Origin of the sequence: Streptomyces chryseus (assembly GCF_014650755.1) — a bacterium.
Classification (GTDB): domain Bacteria; phylum Actinomycetota; class Actinomycetes; order Streptomycetales; family Streptomycetaceae; genus Streptomyces; species Streptomyces chryseus.
This window is the reverse complement of sequence record NZ_BMVO01000022.1, coordinates 39,121-58,362: the sequence shown is the minus strand read 5'-3', so window position 1 is coordinate 58,362 and position 19,242 is coordinate 39,121. Positions and strand designations below refer to the sequence as shown.

The 19,242-nt window shown below is 72.3% G+C and carries 19 protein-coding genes; 9 read left to right on the top strand and 10 right to left on the bottom strand.

All coding sequences use genetic code 11. From position 1 onward, the window contains the following. The first annotated feature begins 223 nt into the window (after positions 1 to 223). Entirely contained in the window at positions 224 to 1,693 is a 1,470-nt protein-coding gene (locus IE185_RS25895; RefSeq protein WP_138896385.1) for an oxidoreductase, read from the top strand. A 64-nt stretch (positions 1,694 to 1,757) separates the two neighbouring features. Here IE185_RS25895 and IE185_RS25890 read toward each other — a convergent pair whose 3' ends face one another. From IE185_RS25890 to IE185_RS25880, 3 genes are all read right to left on the bottom strand, one after another. Then, on the bottom strand, positions 1,758 to 2,426 hold the full coding sequence (locus IE185_RS25890) for a DUF5063 domain-containing protein (RefSeq protein ID WP_138896384.1): 669 nt from the start codon (positions 2,424 to 2,426) through the stop codon (positions 1,758 to 1,760). Further along, complete coding sequence (recR, locus tag IE185_RS25885; protein WP_138896383.1) at positions 2,419 to 3,018, bottom strand: recombination mediator RecR; 600 nt, start codon at positions 3,016 to 3,018, stop codon at positions 2,419 to 2,421. Before recR ends, IE185_RS25890 begins: the two co-directional genes overlap by 8 nt. 63 nt (positions 3,019 to 3,081) lie before the next feature. Further along, positions 3,082 to 3,417, bottom strand: a complete 336-nt coding sequence (locus IE185_RS25880) for a YbaB/EbfC family nucleoid-associated protein (protein WP_138896391.1) — start codon at positions 3,415 to 3,417, stop codon at positions 3,082 to 3,084. Between the two features lie 284 nt (positions 3,418 to 3,701). Here IE185_RS25880 and IE185_RS25875 point away from each other — a divergent pair, with 284 nt between their 5' ends. After that, the gene (locus tag IE185_RS25875; protein WP_138896382.1) at positions 3,702 to 4,457 is read left to right on the top strand and encodes an SLATT domain-containing protein; all 756 of its coding nucleotides are present in this window, start codon (positions 3,702 to 3,704) and stop codon (positions 4,455 to 4,457) included. 37 nt (positions 4,458 to 4,494) lie between these two features. Here IE185_RS25875 and IE185_RS25870 read toward each other — a convergent pair whose 3' ends face one another. The 4 genes from IE185_RS25870 to IE185_RS25855 all read right to left on the bottom strand — a co-directional run bounded on the left by IE185_RS25870 (position 4,495) and on the right by IE185_RS25855 (position 9,937). Further along, positions 4,495 to 5,145 (bottom strand): putative DNA-mimic protein, encoded by a 651-nt coding sequence (locus IE185_RS25870; protein WP_138896390.1) that lies wholly within the window; start codon positions 5,143 to 5,145, stop codon positions 4,495 to 4,497. Between the two features lie 94 nt (positions 5,146 to 5,239). Next, positions 5,240 to 7,720, bottom strand: a complete 2,481-nt coding sequence (locus IE185_RS25865; RefSeq protein WP_189716095.1) for a dolichyl-phosphate beta-glucosyltransferase — start codon at positions 7,718 to 7,720, stop codon at positions 5,240 to 5,242. Next, entirely contained in the window at positions 7,717 to 8,415 is a 699-nt protein-coding gene (locus IE185_RS25860; RefSeq protein WP_138898104.1) for a GntR family transcriptional regulator, read from the bottom strand. The genes IE185_RS25865 and IE185_RS25860 overlap by 4 nt, the downstream gene beginning before the upstream one ends. 121 nt (positions 8,416 to 8,536) lie before the next feature. Further along, positions 8,537 to 9,937, bottom strand: a complete 1,401-nt coding sequence (locus IE185_RS25855; RefSeq protein ID WP_138898103.1) for an aspartate aminotransferase family protein — start codon at positions 9,935 to 9,937, stop codon at positions 8,537 to 8,539. Positions 9,938 to 10,085: 148 nt separating this feature from the next. Between IE185_RS25855 and IE185_RS25850 the strand changes: the two genes are divergently transcribed. The 3 genes from IE185_RS25850 (at position 10,086) to IE185_RS25840 (ending at position 13,056) form a co-directional block, all read left to right on the top strand. Next, entirely contained in the window at positions 10,086 to 10,685 is a 600-nt protein-coding gene (locus tag IE185_RS25850) for a DJ-1/PfpI family protein (protein WP_138898102.1), read from the top strand. Then, the gene (locus tag IE185_RS25845; RefSeq protein ID WP_189716093.1) at positions 10,682 to 11,149 is read left to right on the top strand and encodes a MarR family winged helix-turn-helix transcriptional regulator; all 468 of its coding nucleotides are present in this window, start codon (positions 10,682 to 10,684) and stop codon (positions 11,147 to 11,149) included. The genes IE185_RS25850 and IE185_RS25845 overlap by 4 nt, the downstream gene beginning before the upstream one ends. A gap of 86 nt (positions 11,150 to 11,235) precedes the next feature. Beyond that, the gene (locus IE185_RS25840) at positions 11,236 to 13,056 is read left to right on the top strand and encodes a serine/threonine-protein kinase (protein WP_189716091.1); all 1,821 of its coding nucleotides are present in this window, start codon (positions 11,236 to 11,238) and stop codon (positions 13,054 to 13,056) included. 65 nt (positions 13,057 to 13,121) lie between these two features. Here the strand turns inward: IE185_RS25840 and IE185_RS25835 are convergent, their stop codons facing one another. Further along, entirely contained in the window at positions 13,122 to 14,405 is a 1,284-nt protein-coding gene (locus IE185_RS25835; protein ID WP_138895273.1) for an adenylosuccinate synthase, read from the bottom strand. Between the two features lie 165 nt (positions 14,406 to 14,570). On the opposite strand from IE185_RS25835, the gene IE185_RS25830 reads away from it, so the two are divergent. From IE185_RS25830 to IE185_RS25815, 4 genes are all read left to right on the top strand, one after another. Then, positions 14,571 to 15,389 (top strand): diacylglycerol kinase catalytic domain-containing protein, encoded by an 819-nt coding sequence (locus IE185_RS25830; protein WP_167518967.1) that lies wholly within the window; start codon positions 14,571 to 14,573, stop codon positions 15,387 to 15,389. Between the two features lie 117 nt (positions 15,390 to 15,506). Next, the gene (locus tag IE185_RS25825; protein ID WP_138895272.1) at positions 15,507 to 15,914 is read left to right on the top strand and encodes a hypothetical protein; all 408 of its coding nucleotides are present in this window, start codon (positions 15,507 to 15,509) and stop codon (positions 15,912 to 15,914) included. 72 nt (positions 15,915 to 15,986) lie between these two features. Then, entirely contained in the window at positions 15,987 to 17,117 is a 1,131-nt protein-coding gene (locus IE185_RS25820; RefSeq protein ID WP_229843692.1) for a WXG100 family type VII secretion target, read from the top strand. Between the two features lie 15 nt (positions 17,118 to 17,132). Continuing rightward, a complete protein-coding gene (locus IE185_RS25815; RefSeq protein ID WP_138895271.1) occupies positions 17,133 to 17,408 on the top strand; it encodes a hypothetical protein in 276 nt (91 codons plus the stop codon). 18 nt (positions 17,409 to 17,426) lie between these two features. Here the strand turns inward: IE185_RS25815 and IE185_RS25810 are convergent, their stop codons facing one another. Further along, positions 17,427 to 18,635, bottom strand: a complete 1,209-nt coding sequence (locus IE185_RS25810) for a cytochrome P450 (protein WP_138895270.1) — start codon at positions 18,633 to 18,635, stop codon at positions 17,427 to 17,429. Positions 18,636 to 18,644: 9 nt separating this feature from the next. After that, complete coding sequence (locus IE185_RS25805) at positions 18,645 to 19,238, bottom strand: Uma2 family endonuclease (RefSeq protein WP_138895269.1); 594 nt, start codon at positions 19,236 to 19,238, stop codon at positions 18,645 to 18,647. Positions 19,239 to 19,242 lie beyond the last annotated feature (4 nt).

The following is a 19,242-nucleotide window of genomic DNA, read 5'->3' as shown; positions in this document are numbered from 1 at the left end:
ACGGGGCCTGCCCACGCGATACCACATCGTGAGATGTCCCGCTCATGATCCGGTCACGTCGGCAGGTCCTGCCCGCTCGACGGGGACCCCTGCCCGGCGACGGGCAGGGGTACGCGAAAGGTGTCCCGGCTCACACGACCGCCGCCGGGTGGCGACCCGCTCGCGGCGTACCGCGGTGACCGTACGAGCGCTGTCCGCGTCCGCCCGCCCGTACCCTGCACCCGTGCTGTCATACGAGGAACTGACCCCGCCCGAGCGCCAGTTGTGGGACGCCTTCCCCGAGGGGCGGGAGGCCGACCTGCGCGGCGGCGAGGAGCGCACGGTCCGGGCGGCCGTGGTCGTCGCCCTGCTGCTCGGCCAGAACGCCGAGCCGTCCGGAGCCGTGCCCGCCCTCCGGCTCACCGGCGCGCGGATCACGGGCCGGATCGTGCTCGACGGGGCGGAGATCCGGCACCTGTTCCGCCTCAGGGAGTGCGTGCTGGAGGAGGACATCAGCCTCGAAGCGGCCTCCACCCTGGCCGTGGGCATCGTGGACAGCCGGCTGCCCGGCTTCCGGGCGCCCAGCGCCCGCATCGGCGGCCGGCTGACGCTGCGCGGCTCCGTCGTGGAGGGGAGCGCCGACCGGTTAGCCGTCCAGCTCATCCACGCGCACGTGAGCGGTGAGCTGCTGCTGACCGGGGCGACCCTCTCGGCGCCCGGCGGCATCGCGCTGTCCGGCGGCGGCATGGTGCTGGACGGAGCGCTGTACGGCGAGAACGGGTTCCACGCGCGGGGCGCGGTGCAGCTGCCGGGGGCGCAGCTGAACGGCGGCCTGTTCCTGCGGGGCGCGCGGCTGGAGAACCCGGAGGGCGTGGCGCTCAGCGGGGACAGCATGGCCGTCAGCACGGTGCGGCTCTCGCGCGGATTCACCGCCGACGGCAAGGTCCGGCTGCGCGGCGCCCAGGTCGCGGACCTGCTGTCGTTCGAGGGGGCGGACCTGGCCGGGGAGAACACTTCGCTGGTCTGCGTCGGCATGCGGACGGCCGACCTCGACCTGCGTTTCGCCGCCCCGCCGGGCGGCCGGGTGGACCTGCGCAACGCCCGCGCCGCGGGTGTCGTCGACGACCGGCGCACCTGGCCGCCGGTCCTGCGGCTCGACGGCTTCGTGTACGACTCCGTGCGGTTCGACGACGAGGACGCGATGCCCGGCGGCGTCGCACCGGCGCAGCGGCTGCTGTGGTTCCAGCGGGACCGCGACTACACGCCCCAGCCGTACGAGCAGCTCGCGTCGTACTACCGGCGCATAGGCCACGACGACCACGCCCGCCGCGTCCTGCTGCACAAGCAGCGCCACCGCCGCCGGACGGCGACGAGCGTGGTGGGACGCGTGTGGGGCGGCCTGCTGGACGTCACCGTGGGCTACGGCTACCGGCCGTGGCTGGCGGGGGTGTGGCTCGCCGCGCTCACCACCCTGGGCACGCTGGTGTTCCGCGGGCTGACGCCGACGCCCGTCAAGCCCGGCGAAGGGCCGCCGTTCAACGCCTTCGTGTACTCGCTCGACCTGCTGATCCCCGTCGGCGGCCTCGGGCAGCGCGGCGCCTGGCACTGGGCGGGCGGGGACGCCCAGTGGCTGGCGTACGCCTTCGTGGCGATCGGCTGGGTGCTGACCACCGCCGTGCTCGCCGGGGTGACGCGGGCCCTGTCGAAGAACTAGACCGCGCTCGGGCCCGGTCCCCGAGCCGGCCGGGAGCACCTGGCCGGCTCGGGGCGCGGGCCGCTCAGGTGGCCGTGCGCAGGCCCAGCGGGCCCGCCAGTTCCTCGGCCATGACCCTGCCGGCCTCCGCCTCCAGGTCCTCCTCGCCGAGGTCCTCGTCCGTGTCGAGGCCGTCCAGCTCCTGGAGCGGCTGGTCGAGGCGGACGTGCGCCACCAGGGACTGGAGGGCGCGCAGGCAGGCCGAGGCGGTGGAGCCCCAGTTGGAGAAGTACGAGAACTGCCACCACCACAGCGCTTCGGTGGTGCGGCCCGCCCGGTAGTGGGCCAGGCCGTGGCGCAGGTCCGTGATGACGTCGGCCAGGTCGTCCGAGATGCGGCAGGGGACGGGCGCCTTGCGCGGCTCGTACGGGTCGAACACCTCGGAGTACACGTCGATGGGGTCGAGCATGACGGCGAAACGTTGCCGCAGGTCGTCCGGGTCGGGCTCCGCGCCGAGGTCCGGCTCGTAGCGCTCGTCGGGAATGATGTCCTCGTGCGCGCCGAGCCTGCCTCCCGCGAGGAGCAGCTGGGAGACCTCCAGGAGCAGGAACGGGACGGCGCTGTCCGGCTCGTCCCCCTTGGCCACTTCCGTGACGGCGACGATGAAGCTCTCGATCTGGTCGGCGATCTGGACCGCGAAATCGTCCGGATCCTGCGCGACCGCGTGCAGCAGCTTTGCGTTGGCGTCAGACATCGAGCAATCGTCTCCCCTCGAAGGCACGGCCCAGCGTGACCTCGTCGGCGTACTCAAGATCTCCCCCGACGGGGAGTCCACTGGCCAGGCGTGTCACCCGCAGACCCATCGGCTTGATCATCCGGGCGAGGTACGTGGCGGTGGCCTCGCCCTCGAGGTTCGGATCAGTGGCCAGGATCAGTTCGGTGACGGCACCGTCCGCGAGGCGCGCGAGCAGCTCGCGGATCCGCAGGTCGTCGGGGCCGACGCCCTCGATGGGGCTGATGGCCCCGCCGAGCACGTGGTAGCGGCCACGGAACTCCCGTGTCCGCTCGACCGCGACGACATCCTTGGGCTCTTCGACGACGCAGATGACCGCCAGGTCGCGGCGCGGGTCACGGCAGATCCCGCACTGCTCCTCCTGCGCGACGTTGCCGCACACCGCGCAGAAGCGGACCTTGTCCTTGACCTCCAGGAGGGCATGGGCGAGGCGGCGTACATCGGTCGGCTCGGCCTGGAGGATGTGGAAGGCGATCCGCTGCGCGCTCTTGGGACCGACGCCGGGCAGCCTGCCCAACTCGTCGATGAGGTCCTGGACCACGCCTTCGTACAACGGATTGCCTTCCTTGCCCTGCCGGTCCTGCCTGGTACGTACGGTAGTTGCTGCGGGGCCGCCTTAGAAGGGCAGCCCCGGCATGCCGCCGAGCCCCTGGGCGAGCGGGCCGAGCTTCTCCTGCTGGAGCTGCTGCGCGTTCTCGTTCGCGGCCTGGACGGCGGCGACGATCAGGTCCGCGAGCGTCTCGGTGTCCTCCGGGTCGACCGCCTTCGGGTCGATCACCAGTCCGCGGAGCTCGCCGGAGCCGTTGACGGTCGCCTTCACCAGGCCGCCGCCGGCCTGGCCGTCGACGTCGGTCCTGGCGAGTTCCTCCTGCGCCTTGGCGAGGTCCTGCTGCATCTTCTGGGCCTGCTGAAGCAGCTGCTGCATGTTGGGCTGGCCACCACCGGGAATCACGGTCACTCCTGGCACTTCGACGACGATTGTTTCGGTATGCCGAGCCTACGTGTTCGCCGGGCGCCGCGCCCACGGCGTACGGAGCGACTCTTTCGAGTGAGACCTACGGCCGCCTCTACCTGACCACGGCGCGCTTGTGGCCGTAAATGCCGGGACTGCGGCCCCACGGCCCACCATTCGGCGGTAGGAAGGGCATGCGTATGCACTGCGTCACAGCACGTCGCACCACGTCGCACCAGTACTCGCAATGTCACGTTCAGAGCGCAAGCGCAGAGGAGTGCCCGGTGAGCCAGCCGGAGATGCAGCCCGAGGGGCCCGCCCGGAAGGAGGGCGGGGGTGCGACCGAGCAGTCGCCGGACGAGGACGATCTGACCGGGAGGCCGTTTCCGCTCGGCGACTGGGGCGAGCCGGCGGAGCGTCTCGACGAGCTCTACCGCTGGGTCGAGGCGGGCGCGCTGCACACCGCCGACTGGTACCTCGCCGACCGGGCCCGCAAGCGCCGCGCTGCCCGCGTCCTGCGCGCGGGCACGGCCGGCGGCGTGATCGTCGGGGCCGCGCTGCCGCTCGTCGACCTGGCGGGGGCGGTGGACGGCGCCGCGGGCTGGGGCTACCTGCCGCTGCTGCTGGGGGCCGCGTGCCTGGCCTGCGACCGGTACTTCGGGCTCACGTCGGGCTGGATGCGGGACGTGGCCGCGGCGCAGGCGGTGCAGCGGCGGCTGCAGGCGCTCCAGTTCGACTGGGCGTCGGAGAGCGTACGGGAGATGCTCGGGCCCACCGAGGGCACGGCCAGCGAGGCGGCCGAGCGCTGCCTGGGCATCCTCCGGCGGTTCTCGGAGGACATCTCGGAGCTGGTGCGGTCGGAGACGGCGGACTGGATGGTCGAGTTCCGGGCGGGGCCCGCGCCGCTGGTGATGCAGTCGGCGGGCGGGCCGGGTTCGGCCCGTCCGGACGGCGGCGCGTCGCCGTCCGGACGGTATCCGCCGCATCCGGGAGCACGGCCGAGCATGCCTCGGCAGCGGCCACCCGAGTCGCCCCGCTGAGGCGGTGGCGCGCCGGGCCGGTGGGGCACGGCCGCGGTCAGCTGAAGATGATCATGGAGCCTTGGCCGAGGCTCCGGGTCGCCGCCGCGTGCAGGCCCAGCCAGACGTGGCGTTCGCGGGCGAAGGGATTCTCGTCGTACGGAAGAGCGTCGGCCGGCTCCTCCAGGGTGGTCGGACGCTCGGGCGGGCGGGGCGCCGAGGGCGGGTTCGCCGGGTCGATGCCGATCGAGGGGGCGACGAACTCCAGCTCCCGCAGCAGGCCCTGCGTGGAGCCCAGCGGGCCGCCGCCCGCGAGGAGTTCCTCGTTGGACAGGGGCGCCGCGTAGTCCACGGGCACGTACGCGCCCGCGTGGTCGTAGTGCCAGACCAGGTGCGACTGCTGGGCCGTCGACTCGAACATCTCCAGGAGCTGCTCGTAGTCGCCGCCGAGGGCGTCGACCGGCGTCACCTCCAGGCCGCAGAGCTGGAGGAGGTACGCGCGCCGCAGGAAGTGCAGCGCGTCGTAGTCGAAGCCGGCCACCGGCGCGACATCGCCCGACAGGCCCGGCATGTAGGCGAAGACGGGGACGGTCGGCAGGCCCGCCTCGGTGAGGGCCTTGTCGTACGACGCGATCTCTTCGGCGAAGGGATTGTCGGGGCTGTGGCACAGCACATCGACGAGGGGGACCAGCCACAGGTCACAGGCCACGTACGGCTCGCTCTCCACTGGGTTCGTGCGACAGTCCAGGAAGCGTAGTGCTACCAAGTCGCCGCGCACAGTTGGCGTACACGCCCCGGTTTCGTCACCGCGCGTCGCCGACGTCCCAGACCCAGGCCCCGCCGGCCCGCTCGCCCGGCTGCCCGAGCAGCCGCGACACGGCGTCGCGCAGCGCCTCGGCGTTGTCCTGCGGGGCGAGCACCACCACGCCCGCCCGCCAGAACGCCAGGTCGGCGCGTGCCTGGGCCCGCCACTCGGGGCCGATCGCGGGGATCGCGGCGCCGTAGCGGATGTCGCGCAGGAGGTTCGAGGTGTGGCGGGGGGAGGCGCCGTAGATGCCGATGCGGTCCGGGCCCCAGGGGCCGTTGAAGTATCCGCCGGGGACCGCGAAATCGGGCTTCGTGGCGGACTGCCAGTGCAGCGCCTCCGCGTTGCCGGCGTCCGGGAGCGGTACGGGAACCACCGATTCGCCCTCGGCGACGTACCGCCTCCACGTCCCCTCGGTGATGAAGGCGGGAACGTCGGGGCGCTCCCGCACCGGCATCGGCGTGGGGACGATCGGCAGCAGCGCGAGGCCGACCGCGGTGAGTCCGAGGGTGCGCGCGAGGCGGTCGGGGGAGGTACGGACGCCGTCCACCCCCAGGGCCACCAGGATCCCGAGCACCGGGGCGCAGATCATCGCCACCCGCGATTCGATGACCGACTCGAAGAGCGGCTGGTGCGCGAGCGCCCGCCACGGTCCCGGCAGGATCACCTCGGTGTACGGGACGCGGAACCTCGGGCCGAGCGACAGCAGCGCCGCCGCGAGGCCCGTGAAGGTGAGCGCCTTGACCAGGGGACGCCGCCACAGCGCCAGCGCGAGGGCGAACGCCAGCCCCGCCAGCGGCCAGCCGAAGAAGGCGTTCTGCTCGGTGCGGTTCATGGCGAGCGGATCGGCCCGCGCCTCGTCGCCGAGCAGCGCGCGGCCGGAGAACTCCAGGAAGGCGAGCGGGCTGTTGCCGGCGTTGTCGCCGTGCAGGACGCTGTGGTAGCTCTGCGGACCGAAGAACTGCCAGTACAGCGGGAAGGCGACCAGCGGCACGCACACGGCGGCCGCCACCCCGAGCCCCTTGAGCAGGGGCCGCCACGCCGCGCGGGCCGCTTCGCGGTGCGCGAGGGCGTAGAACCCGGCGAAGAGCAGCATGCCCATCGCGGCGAGGAGGAGCGGCTCCTCGCCGAGGAAGATCTGGTACGTCGCGAACAGGCCCAGCAGCACCCCGTCCCGTACGACCCGCTTCCCGTCGCCCGCGCCCCGGCCCGCGCTGTGGCCCTCGCCCCCGCCCCCGCCGCCGCCCTCGCAGAGCCGCAGGGCCCGGTCGAGGATCACCGGGATCATGAAGAGCACGGCGAAGTTCGGGTGGGCGGTGGCGTGCGAGATCATCGGCGGCGCGAAGGCGCACAGCGCGGCCCCGGTGGCCGCCGCCCAGCGGCTCCTCACCAGCCGCTTCGCGAGCAGCCAGTACCAGGCGACGGCGGTGGCGGCGAGGCCGCAGGTCAGGACGAGCGCCCAGGTCGTGGTCGGCCCGAAGGCCAGCGTCACGGGGACGAACGGCACGGACAGGCCGAGCATGACGGTGTTCGCCATGAGGTTCACGCCGTCGGGATGGTTCTGCGCGGTCGTGAAGAACGGGTTGCGCAGGTGGGTCACGTTGTCGGCGGTGACCGCGAAGAACCACTCCCACTGGTTCTGGTCCTGCCCCGAGTCGGCGAGGTAGCGGTGGTCCAGGTCCGCCCACAGGCCCTTGTAGAGCAGTACGGAGGCGAGGAGGAAGAGGGCGGCGACGGCCAGGTCGACGCGCCGCACCCGGCGGGCCTTGAGCCTCACCAGCTCGCCGAGCACCTTGAAGTAGTCGACCGGTCTCACCTTGGAGCCCGCCTGGTGGGCCCACCGGACCGGGACCTCGGCCACCTGCCAGCCCGCCCGCCGGAAGAACTGCAGGATCTCCACGTCCGTCCCCCACCCGTCGAGCCGGGCGTCGGCGAAGGCGGCCCGCGCCTTGGCGCCGTCGAAGAGCTTGAAGCCGCACTGGGTGTCCCGTATGCCGGGCACGGCGACGGCCCGTATGAGCCGGTTGCCGAGCCGGCCGAGCCATTCGCGGACGCGGCGCTGGTGCACGTCGATGGACGACTCGGGGTGCGCGCGCGACCCTATGGCGGCGGCGAGGCCCTCCTCGTCCTGGGAGAGCTCCTTGTCGAGGCGGTCGAGCTCCTCGATGGGGGTGGCCAGGTCCGCGTCCGTGACGAGCACCCGGGCGCCGCGCGAGGCGACGCCGCGCCGCAGGGCATGGCCCTTGCCGCGGTTGCCCCGCTCGTCGGCCTCCACCAGCAGGATGCGCGGCTCCCGGGCGGCGGCCGCCCGTACCGCGTCGGCCGTGCCGTCCGTGGAGCCGTCGTCGACGACGATCAGCTCCCAGCGGCCCCAACGGCCGGGGTTGGCGTTCAGGTGGGCGCGGATCGCGTCCAGGGTGGGGCCCAGGCGCCGTTCCTCGTTGTAGGCGGGGACGACGACCGTCAGATCGGCTCTCACTGCTGCGGCCGCTCCAGCCGCTCACCGCTCGCCAGGTGCTCGGCCCAGGCGAGCATCTGCGCGTGGTGGGCCGCGATGACCGCCCGTACCGCCTCGGCGTCCGCGCGCGTCACCGCGTCCACGACCTCGGCGTGGTCCTGCCACAGCCGGTCCTTGAGCGAGGGGTCCCCCCGCAGGTACGGCACGGAGAAGACCCAGCAGCGCAACCGCAGCCGGTGCAGGAAGCCGCAGATGTGCGGGTTGTCCACGAGGGCGCCGAGCTCGTGCCAGAAGCGCAGGTCGTACCCGATGAAGATGTCGAGGTCGCCCGCGCGGGCGGCGCGCGCCGCCTCCTCCGCGCGGCGCCGGACGGCCAGGAGCACGTCCGTGCGCGCGCCGCTCCAGCCGCTCTCGGCCAGCTTGCGGAAGACGCCGTCGGTGATCAGGGAGCGCGCCTCGACCATGCCGCGGAAGTCGGCCACGGAGATCCGGCAGACGCGGAAGCCGCGGTGCTGGTCGGAGTCGAGCAGGCTCTGCGCCGTGAGGTCGACGAGCGCTTCCCTGACGGGCGTCGCGGAGACCCCGTACTGGTCGGCGATCTGCTTGACGGTGAATTCCTGCCCCGGCCGCAGACGCCCCGCGAGCACTTCGTCACGCAGCGCGTCGGCTATCTGCTGCCGCAGGGTGTTGCGGGTCACAGGTCCGCTCGCGGGCATGGCGTCTTTCCCCTTCGGATGGCTCCGGACACCATAGGCGGTGCGGCCGGGAGCCCGCCGGAGACTCCCGCGCGGGCGGCGGCGGGGAGGTCGCCTCCCGCCCGCGCGGTCACTGCTGCCGTCAGGCGGCGGTGGTGTGCTCGTCCGCAGCCGACAGGGCGATGTCCAGGGCCGCCAGGCCCTCCTTCGCCTCGGCCTCGGTGACGTTGCACGGCGGCACGACGTGCGTGCGGTTCATGTTGATGAAGGGCCACAGGCCGTTCTTCTTGCAGGCCGCTCCGAACGCCGCCATCGGGGCGTTGGCCTCGCCCGAGGCGTTGTACGGGACGAGCGGCTCGCGCGTCTCGCGGTCCTTGACCAGGTCCAGGGCCCAGAACATGCCCGTGCCGCGGATCTCGCCGATGCTCGGGTGGCGCTCCGCCAGCGCGCGCAGACCGGGGGCGATCACCGTCTCGCCGATGACCGCCGCGTTCTCGACGACGCGCTCCTCCTCCATCACCTGGATGGTGGCGACGGCGGCGGCGCACGCCAGCGGGTGCCCGGAGTACGTGAGACCGCCCGGGTAGGGGCGCTTCTCGAAGGTCTCGGCGATGGCGCCGGAGATCGCGACGCCACCCAGCGGCACGTAGCCGGAGTTGACGCCCTTCGCGAAGGTCATCAGGTCCGGTACGACGTCGAAGTGCTCGGCGGCGAACCACTTGCCCGTACGGCCGAAGCCCGCCATGACCTCGTCGAGGACGAAGACGATGCCGTACCGGTCGCAGATCTCGCGCACACCGGCCAGGTAGCCGGGGGGCGGCGTCATGATGCCCGCCGTGCCGGGGATGGTCTCCAGCACGATCGCGGCGATCGCGGCCGGCCCCTCGAAGGCGATGGTGTCCTCCAGGTGCTGGAGCGCGCGGGCGCACTCCTCGGCCTCGTTCTCGGCGTAGAAGGCCGAGCGGTAGAGGAACGGCGCCCAGAAGTGGACGGTGCCCGAGGTGCCGTTGTCGGAGGCCCAGCGACGCGGGTCGCCGGTGAGGTTGATCGCGGTGGTGGTGCCGCCGTGGTACGAGCGGTACGCGGCCAGGACCTTGTGGCGGCCCGTGTGCAGACGGGCCATGCGGACGGCGTTCTCGACGGCCTCGGCGCCGCCGTTGGTGAAGAAGATCTTGTCGAGGTCGCCGGGGGTGCGCTCGGCGATGAGGCGTGCGGCCTCGGAGCGCGGCTCGACGGCGAAGGCGGGCGCGAAGGTGGAGAGCTTCGCGGCCTGCTCCTGGATCGCCGCGACGACCTTCGGGTGCTGGTAACCGATGTTGGTGAAGACGAGGCCGCTGGTGAAGTCGAGGTAGCGGTTGCCCTCGTAGTCCCAGAAGTACGAACCCTCGGCGCCGGCGACGGCGAGCGGATCGATCAGTCCCTGGGCGGACCAGGAGTGGAACACGTGCGCGCGGTCCGCGGCCTTGACGGCCGCGCCGGCAGTGGGGCCTCCCCTGCTCGAACGAAGCTGAGAGCTTGGGGAAGGGTCGACATGAGGGGTCATGGCCCCAGCGTAGAGACGCGCCGGCGGGGGCCGACATGGCCACCTTGTATGTCCTGCGCCACTTTGGTGGGCAGGATGTCGACCGCCCGACCCATTGACAGCAGCCTGTCATGATGACAGCATATTGTCATCGACTTGAGGAGACGTCATGACAGTCAAGACCGTGCACCTCGCCGTTTACGACACCTTCGCCGACTGGGAGACGGGCCACACCACGGCGTTCCTCACCCAGAACGGCTACACCGTCAGGACCGTCGCCGCCTCCCTGGCCCCGGTGACGACGATGGGCGGCGTCCGCGTCCAGCCCGACCTCGCGCTCGACGACGTACGCCCCGAGGACAGCGCGCTGCTGATCCTCACCGGCGCGAGCCTGTGGGACACCTCCGACGACCTCGCCCCCTTCGCCCGCACGGCCCGCTCCTTCCTCGACGTGGGCGTGCCGGTGGCGGCCATCTGCGGCGCCACGGCCGGCCTGGCGCGCGAGGGCCTGCTCGACACCCGGGCGCACACCAGTGCCGTCTCCTTCTACCTCGCCGCCACCGGCTACAAGGGCGGCGACCACTACCGCGACGCGGACGCGGTCACCGACGAGGACGGCCTGCTGATCACCGCGGGGCCGACCGAGCCGGTCGCGCTGGCCCGCGAGGTCTTCGCGCGGCTCGGCGTGTACGAGGGCGAGAAGCTCGACGCCTGGTACCGGCTGTTCCACGACTCGGACGCCTCCGCCCTGGAAGTCCTGGAGTCGTGAGCGGTACGCCGGAGCAGGAGCTGCTGAGCCGTACCGCGCTCGGCACCTTCCGTCTCAACGGCCAGTTCCTCGCGGTCTCCGAGGAGCTGGCCCGCCCCGCCGGACTGACCGCCGCCTGGTGGCAGGTCGTCGGCGCAGTCCTGCACGAGCCCCTGCCCGTCGCCGGCATCGCCCGCACCATGGGGATCACCCGGCAGAGCGTGCAGCGCATCGCCGACCTGCTCGTGACCAAGGGCCTCGCGGAGTACGCCGCCAACCCCGCGCACCGCAGGGCCAAGCTGCTGCGGCCCACCGAGGCGGGCCGGGAGGCGGTGCGCAGGATCGAGCCGGGGCACGCGGCGCTCGCGGCGCGGCTCGCGGCCGAACTGGGCGAGGCGGAGTTCGCCGAGACCGTACGCGTGCTGGAGCGGCTCTCGGCGGCCCTGGAGGCCGTGGGGGCCGTGGGGGCCGTGACGGAACCGTAGGCCGCTCGGCGCCCGTCCTTGTCGTACCGGCGCACTATCCTCGGGGTGACGTTGGGGTGACGTTCCGGGGGAGGGGTGGCGCTGCCATGGAGAAGCTGGGACCGGCCGACCCGCAGCAGATCGGTGCGTACCGGCTGTTGGCGCGGCTGGGCGCGGGCGGGATGGGACAGGTCTATCTGGCGCGCTCGGGCCGCGGCCGTACGGTCGCCGTCAAGCTGGTACGCCGGGAACTGGCCGAGCAGGAGGAGTTCCGCGCCCGCTTCCGCCAGGAGGTGGCGGCGGCCAGACGGGTCGGCGGCCGGTGGACCGCGCCGGTCCTCGACGCCGACACGGAAGCGGCCGTCCCGTGGGTCGCCACCGGTTACGTCGCCGGCCCGGACCTGCACACGGTCGTCTCCGGCGACGGGCCGCTGCCGGAGCGCTCGGTGCACATCCTGGGCGCCGGTCTGGCCCAGGCCCTGCGCGACATCCACGCGGCCGGCCTGATCCACCGCGACCTGAAGCCGTCCAACGTCCTGATCACCATCGACGGCCCGCGCGTCATCGACTTCGGCATCGCGCGCGCCCTGGAAACCGTCACCGAAGCGGCGGCCCTGACCCGGACCGGCGCCCTCGTCGGCTCCCCCGGCTTCATGGCCCCGGAGCAGGTCAGGGGCGAGCGGATCACGCCCGCGTGCGACGTCTTCTGCCTGGGCTCGGTCCTGGCGTACGCGGCGACGGGCCGCCTCCCGTTCGGCACGGCCGACAGCGGGGTGCACGCCCTGATGTACCGGATAGCGACCGAGTCCCCGACCCTGGACGGCATCCCCGAGGGCCTTCAGGACCTGATCGGCTCCTGCCTGCGCAAGGACCCCGCCGCGCGCCCCTCGCTCGACGAGCTGCTGGAACAGACGCGCGGCGGCGACAGCGGCGACCCCTGGCTCCCCGCGGCCCTGGTGGCCCGGCTGGGCCGCCACGCGATAGAGCTCCTGGACACCGAGGACCCGGACGACCCCGCCCCCGGCCCCGGCCCGGTGAACGGCCGTGCCGGGCCGGCGGGCGCCGGGGCGCTCGCCGCCGGACCGCCCCACCACACCGGACCCCCGGCGCCCGAGGAGCCGCCCCGGCACGGCGGGCCCCCGGTGCCCACCGCGCCGGCCGCTCCCGCCCCGGGCCCCGCGCCGCACGCGACGCCGACGGTCGTGGGGCACACCCCCGCGCCCCCGTACGCCCGGCCCCAGCTCCCGCCGCCACCGCCGACCCTGAACGCGGCGTACACCCCGCACACCCCGCCCGGCGGCTACGGCTTTCCCGCCCCGCAGTACGCCTACCAGCCGCCGGCCGGACCGCCGCCCCGCAGCGGGCGCTCGACCGTCGCGCTGGTGGCCGTGGCGCTGGTCGTCGCGCTGGGCGCCGGCGGCTCGGTGTACGCGTTCATGAACGCGGGCGACGAGCGGAAGCACGGGACGGGCCGCACCCAGACCCCGACCGCCACGCCCGTCACGCCCGCCACCCAGGACGACCCCAAGGCCCCCACCGACGACTCCCCCACCCCCCAGGGCGGCGGCGCGATACCCACCGCCTACCTGGGCACCTGGACCGGGAGTCTGGAGGGCGGGGCCGGCCGCAGCACCCGCCGGCTGACCCTCCAGCAGGGCAAGGCCGGCGACACCGTCCTGTCCCTCACGGCGGACGGCCCCGTCGCGGGCGGCGGCACGTACCACTGCGTCTTCCAGGCGGAGCTGTCCGCCTCGCCCGCCGGCCCCGACGCCCCGCTGCGCATCGGCCCGTCCCGGGTCACCACGGGCGAGCCGATGAGCTCCTGCTCGCCGGGGGCGGCGACCGAGATCACGCTGCTCCCGGACGGCCGCCTGCGCCGGGTGAACCCCGTCAATGGCGAGTCCCTCACCTACGACCGGTCGAGCTGAAGGCCCCCGGACACGACGAAGGGCCGTGGCACACGCCACGGCCCTCCGTCACAGAGCGGCAACCGCTAGACGAACGAGTTGATCTCGATCGTCTCGGTACGGCCGGGGCCGACACCGATCGCGGAGATCGGCGCGCCGGACATCTCCTCCAGCGCCTTCACGTACGCCTTCGCGTTCTTCGGAAGGTCGTCGAAGGTCTTGGCCTTGGTGATGTCCTCGGACCAGCCCGGAAGCGTCTCGTAGATCGGCTTCGCGTGGTGGAAGTCCGTCTGGCTGTACGGGAGCTCCTCGACGCGCTTGCCGTCGATCTCGTACGCCACGCACACCGGGATCTCCTCCCAGCCGGTCAGGACGTCCAGCTTCGTGAGGAAGAAGTCCGTCAGACCGTTGACCCGCGTCGCGTACCGCGCGATCGGCGCGTCGAACCAGCCGCAGCGCCGGTCGCGGCCGGTGGTGACACCGCGCTCGCCACCGATGCGGCGCAGCGCCTCGCCGTCCTCGTCGAACAGCTCCGTCGGGAACGGACCGGCGCCGACGCGCGTCGTGTACGCCTTGAGGATGCCGATGACCCGGCTGATCTTCGTCGGACCGACGCCCGTACCCGTGCAGGCACCGCCGGCGGTCGGGTTCGACGACGTGACGAAGGGGTACGTGCCGTGGTCGACGTCGAGCAGCGTGCCCTGGCCGCCCTCGAACAGGACGACCTTGTCCTCGTCGAGCGCGTTGTTCAGGATCAGCGTCGTGTCGGCGACGTACTGCTTGATGTTCTCGCCGTGCGTCAGCAGCTCTTCGACGATCTGCCCGGCCTCGATGGCGCGGCGGTTGTACAGCTTCGTGAGCAGCTGGTTCTTGATCTCCAGAGCCGCCTCGACCTTTTGGGTCAGGATCGACTCGTCGTAGAGGTCCTGTACGCGGATACCGGTGCGGTTGATCTTGTCCGCGTACGTCGGGCCGATACCGCGGCCCGTGGTGCCGATCTTGCGCTTGCCGAGGAAGCGTTCCGTCACCTTGTCGACCGTGACGTTGTACGTCGTGATGACGTGAGCGTTGCCGCTGATCAGGAGCTTGGACGTGTCGACGCCTCGCTCGTTCAGACCGCTCAGCTCGGAGAGCAGGACCGACGGGTCGATGACGACGCCGTTACCGATGACCGGCGTGCACTCTGGCGTGAGGATTCCGGAAGGGAGAAGATGCAGCGCGTACTTCTGGTCGCCGACGACAACCGTGTGGCCGGCGTTGTTGCCGCCCTGATAGCGCACTACATAGTCAACGGATCCACCGAGCAGGTCGGTGGCCTTTCCCTTGCCTTCGTCACCCCACTGAGCACCGAGCAGCACAAGTGCGGGCACAGGCGTACACCCCTTCCGGGCGGGGCATGTCCAAGGTCAGGGGGCGTACGTACGGCGTACACCCGATACTGAGCCGTCGGACCGGTTGCCCCGGAATAGACGAAGCCCCTGGCGCAATAGCGCAAGGGGCTCTTGCACAAAGATGCTACCCGAGGAAGGACCGAGGTGTCGGCTCCAGAGCCCGCCGCGACCACCGCGCACCCGCTGCTGGTGGTCATCGACCCGGTCGCCCGGCGTACGGACGGCGAGTCCGTACGGATCGCCAAGGACGTCCTGTGTGCCGGCGCCAACGCCAGAATCTGCCTGCCCGAAGGGCCCGAGGAGTTCGCCCGGGCGCTCGCCCGCCGGGGCAGCCGCCGCCCCGTGGTCGTCGGCGACGACCGGGCGCTGCTGCGCGCGGTGGCCCTGCTGCACCGGGAGAGGGAGCTGGGCGCGGGGGCGCTCGCGCTGATCCCCGTGGGGGCGTCCGTGGACATCGCGCGGGCGCTGGGCGTGCCGATAGGGGCGGTGGCGGCGGCCCGCGCCGTCCTGGAGGGCGTGGTGCGGCGGCTGGACCTGCTGGTGGACGACAGCGACGGCGTGGTCCTGGGCGACCTGCGGATCCCCGCCGCGCCGTCGAAGGCGGCGGCCGCCGCGTCCGTCTGGGGGACGTGCCGCTCGCTGGTCCGCACGCTGGTGCGGCCCGCGCCGCAGTTCGCGCCCGCGCAGCCCGTCCGTACGTACCGGCTGCGCGTGGAGGCGGACGGGGTGCTGCTGAACGACCTGGACCGGCCGGTGGAGGACGTGTCGGTGTGCTCGCGCGCCGGGCGTGCCGAGGTGGTGATCCGGCAGCAGGGCGGTGAGCACGTACGGGTGCGGGCGCTCGCGGTGACGGTGTCGGGCCCCGACTTCCGCTACCGGGCGGACGCGCTGGTCGCGGGCCCGGTCCGGACCCGGACGTGGACGGTGCGGCCGGACGCGTGGTCGCTGACGCTGCCGGCCTGAGTGCCGCGGCGGCGGGGCCTGTGACACTTCTGTGACGGCAGCGCATGGGGAGCGTTGCCGGGAAGTCGGTAGCGTCGGACCGCACAGAAGACGGCGATCCGCGCACCGGGAGGGCACGTGGCCGAGGGCCCGGAGTCGACCAGGAAGGTCGACGAATCCGAATTCCTCGAAATGAGCGGGCAGGACCCGGCGCAGGCGAGAGTGCTGCGCGGATCCCTGGAGGAGCTCGCCTCGGGACGCGGCGGAGACGCCCTGAAGGAAATGGCCCAGGAGGTCCTGTCGGGGCGCGCGAGCCTCCGGGACGCGGTGGGCGTGTCCGCCTATGCCGACCAGCTCGTCGCGCAGGCCGCGCCGATGGCCGAGAAGTGGGCGGCGCTCTCCGACGCCGAGCGCGAGGCGCTCGCCGCCGAGGGTGAGCGGAGCATGGCCGAGGCGCAGGCCCGGATCGACGAGGAACGCCGTACGCCGCAGGGCGACGGCGGCAAGAAGTCCCGCCACGACGGCCGGGGCTGGTCGCTGTACTGAGCGGCGGCAGGCCGGCCGGGGGCGTGCGACCGCGCCCCGGAACCACCAACCTTCCAGGGGCAGGAGCAGACGGTGAGCTTTCGGGTGGAGCCGGGCGCGATCGACGGGTTTTCGAAGCTCGTCGCACGCGCCGCCGACGGCAGCACGCAGGCGGTCGCGTTCACGGGCAACGCGCAGATCGACACGGCGCTGGGCGGCGCCGCCTGGGACATGGTCGCGGGCGACCACGACAGGTACGTGAGCGAAGCCAAGAAGGCTCTGCGGAAGGCTCAGAGGGTTCTCAACTCGTCGGCGCGGGAACTCGCCAAGTCCGCCACGTACTACCGCGAGACGGACCGGGGCGAGGCGTCGAAGCTGGACGCCACCTACCCGGGTTCCAAGGGAGCCGGTTCCCCGCCGGAGGGCGGGAGCGCGGGCGACTTCTCCGACAAGAGCAGCGCCGCGGACCTGCTGAAGATGCCGTCGGAGAGCAAGAACCCGCTGGTCCAGTTCGGCCAGGGGCATGTCGACGAGTACCACATGAACCCGGTCCAGAAGACCCTCGGCAGCATCCTCGACCTGGGCAGCCCCTCGGCGATGGCGGTGGAGGCGTCCAAGCTGCTCTTCGGCTTCGACCCCTTCGGCGAGATGAACAACTGGATCCTCGGGGACTGGAACAAGTACAACGACTGCGCCGACGTGTGGGGCGGCCTCGGCGGGTTCTGCGACGCGGTGGCGGCGAACCTGCGGAAGGGCACCGGAAACGTCGCCCTGACCTGGAACGGGAACGCCTCGGACGCCGCACGGGTGTACTTCGACGAATTCGCCGGGAAGCTCACCGACTTCAAGGACACCTTCGACTCCCTGCGGACCAGCTACAAGCAGGCGGCGCAACTGGCGTTCCAGTTCGCCGAGTTCCTGAAGTCCTTCATGGTCGCGCTCTGCGATGCCCTGGTCACCTGGCTGGTCAACCTGGCCGCCGCCCAGGCCGCCAACCTGATCCCGGTCGGCGGGCAGGTGGCGTCGGCCGCCATGTTCGCCCTGGCCGCGGCGCAGGCTCTGCGGATCATGAAGATGTGGTCCGACGCGGCGGGCAGCTTCAACCAGCTGCAGATGGCCCTGACGACGCTGGGCCTGGCGATGTCGGCGGCGGTGAACGGCTTCTCCGCGGCGGACGGCTTCCCCGAGGTGGCCGCCAGCGGCTACGACCACCAAGCGGTCTAGGAAGGACCGGCCCGCATGTTCCCGTACGACAACATCGACAGCCTTGAGACGTTCCTGTCGAAGGTCCGCTTCGGCACCCTCATGACCGTCCCCGCGTACCTGGCGCTCCTGTTCTTCTTCACCCGTGAGGAGGGATGGCACTGGAGCTTCCTCGTGTTCTGCGTACTGCCGCCGCTGACGGCGTTCCTGGGCTTCCAGGCCAAGCGGGACATCCGGCCGGGGCTCGGGATGGCGGCCCTCGCGCTGGCCGTCGCACCCCTGCCCCTGGTCGGCGCCGTCGAGTTCCTCTAGCCCCGGTCAGCCCGCCCGTCACACCTCGACGCGCAGCTCCCGCAGCCCACGGATGACGAAGCCCGGCTTCCACTCCGGCTCCTCAGCGAGCCGCATCTTCGGCGCGCGGGTCAGCAACTCGCCGAAGGAGGAGGCCAGTTCGAGCCGGGCCAGCGGCGCCCCCAGGCAGTAGTGGACACCGGCCCCCAGCGACACGTGCGGGTTCTCGGTCCGGCCGAGGTCGAGCTCACCGGGGCGGTCGAAGGCCGCCGGGTCCCGGTTCGCCGAGCCGAACAGCAGCGCCACCTCCGAGCCCCGGGGGATCGTCACGCCTGCGACCTCGATGTCGTCGAGCACCCACCGCTCGAAGAGCTGGAGCGGGGTGTCGTAGCGCAGCAGCTCCTCCACGGCGGTGGGGAGAAGCCCCTGGTCCGCGCGCAGGGCCTCCAGCTGCCCGGGATGCCGCAGCAGCGTCCGCCAGCCGTTGGCGGTCGTGTTCACCGTCGCCTCGTGCCCCGCGTTCAGCAGCAGCACGCACGTCGAGATCATCTCCTGCTCGCTGAGCCGGTCCCCGCCCTCGTCGTGCGCGGCGATCAGCGCCGAGACCAGGTCCTCGCCCGGACTCTCTCGGCGTACGGCGATCAGCTCCCGCAGGTACGCCGAGAACTCGACCGAGGCCCGGACCGCGCGCCGCGCCGTCTCCTCCGACGGGTTCAGCTCGTACATCCCGCAGATGTCCGCCGACCAGGGCCGCAACAGCACCCGGTCCGGCTCCGGGACGCCGAGCATCTCCGCGATGACGGCGACCGGCAGCGGCTCCGCGACGGCGGACAGCAGGTCCCCGCCGCCCTGGGCGACGAACGCCCCGACCAGCTCCGCCGCCAGCCGCCGCACGGTGGGGGCCAGCCGCTCGACCGTGCGCGGCGTGAACGCCTTGGAGACGAGGCGGCGGATGCGGGTGTGGTCCGGGGCTTCGAGGTCCAGCAGCCCGTGGTCGTTCAGGACGTGGAAGGGCTCGTGGCCGGGCGGCGGCGGCGTACGCCCGAACTCCTCGTGCGTGAACCGGTGGAGGTACGTACGGCCGAGCCGGCGGTCGCGCAGCAGCGCCGAGACGTCGGCGTGGTGCGGGATCAGCCACTGGCGCGTCGGCTCGTACCAGTGGGCCCGGCCCCGGGCGCGCAGCTCGGCGTAGGCGGGGTACGGATCGGCGACGAAGGAGGGCGACCAGGGATCGAACGTCTCTGCCATGTGCAGACGCTAGCGGACGTACTTCTTCAGCCGCTCGGTATCGAGTTCCATGCCCACAGGAGCCGGGAGACTGACCCTCGCCCCGAACTTCACGGTGTGGCTGTCGCGGTAGCCTCCCCCGTCCGGGTCCGGCTCGCTGAACACAGTCACGGTACACGCGTCACGGTCGATCAGCAGGTGGACCGGGATGCCGGCGGCGGCATAGGCGGGGGGCTTCTCGTGCCGGTCCCGCCGGTCGGTGTCGGAGTCGTACGACGTGATCTCGACCGTCATGAGCACGCCCTCGGGATCACCCCAGTCACCCTGCCCATCGAAGTGGTCGACGGGAGCGAGCACTCCGTCGGGGCGAGCGCGGCCCTCGCCGTACTCCTCGACCTTCAAGCCCTGGGTCGGGTTGAGGTCCAGATCGGGCCGTGCCTGCATGCACTGGCGTACCAGCCACATGGTGATCGCCCCGTGAGCTCCATCCGTCATCCCTTTGACCCCGATCCGTCCGTCGATGAACTCGAACCTGACGGATTCGGTCTCTCTCTCGATGAGTGCGGCGATCCTCTCGAACTCCTCGACCGGCATTTGAACCGTGCGCTCTGCCATAACCGTCATGGTG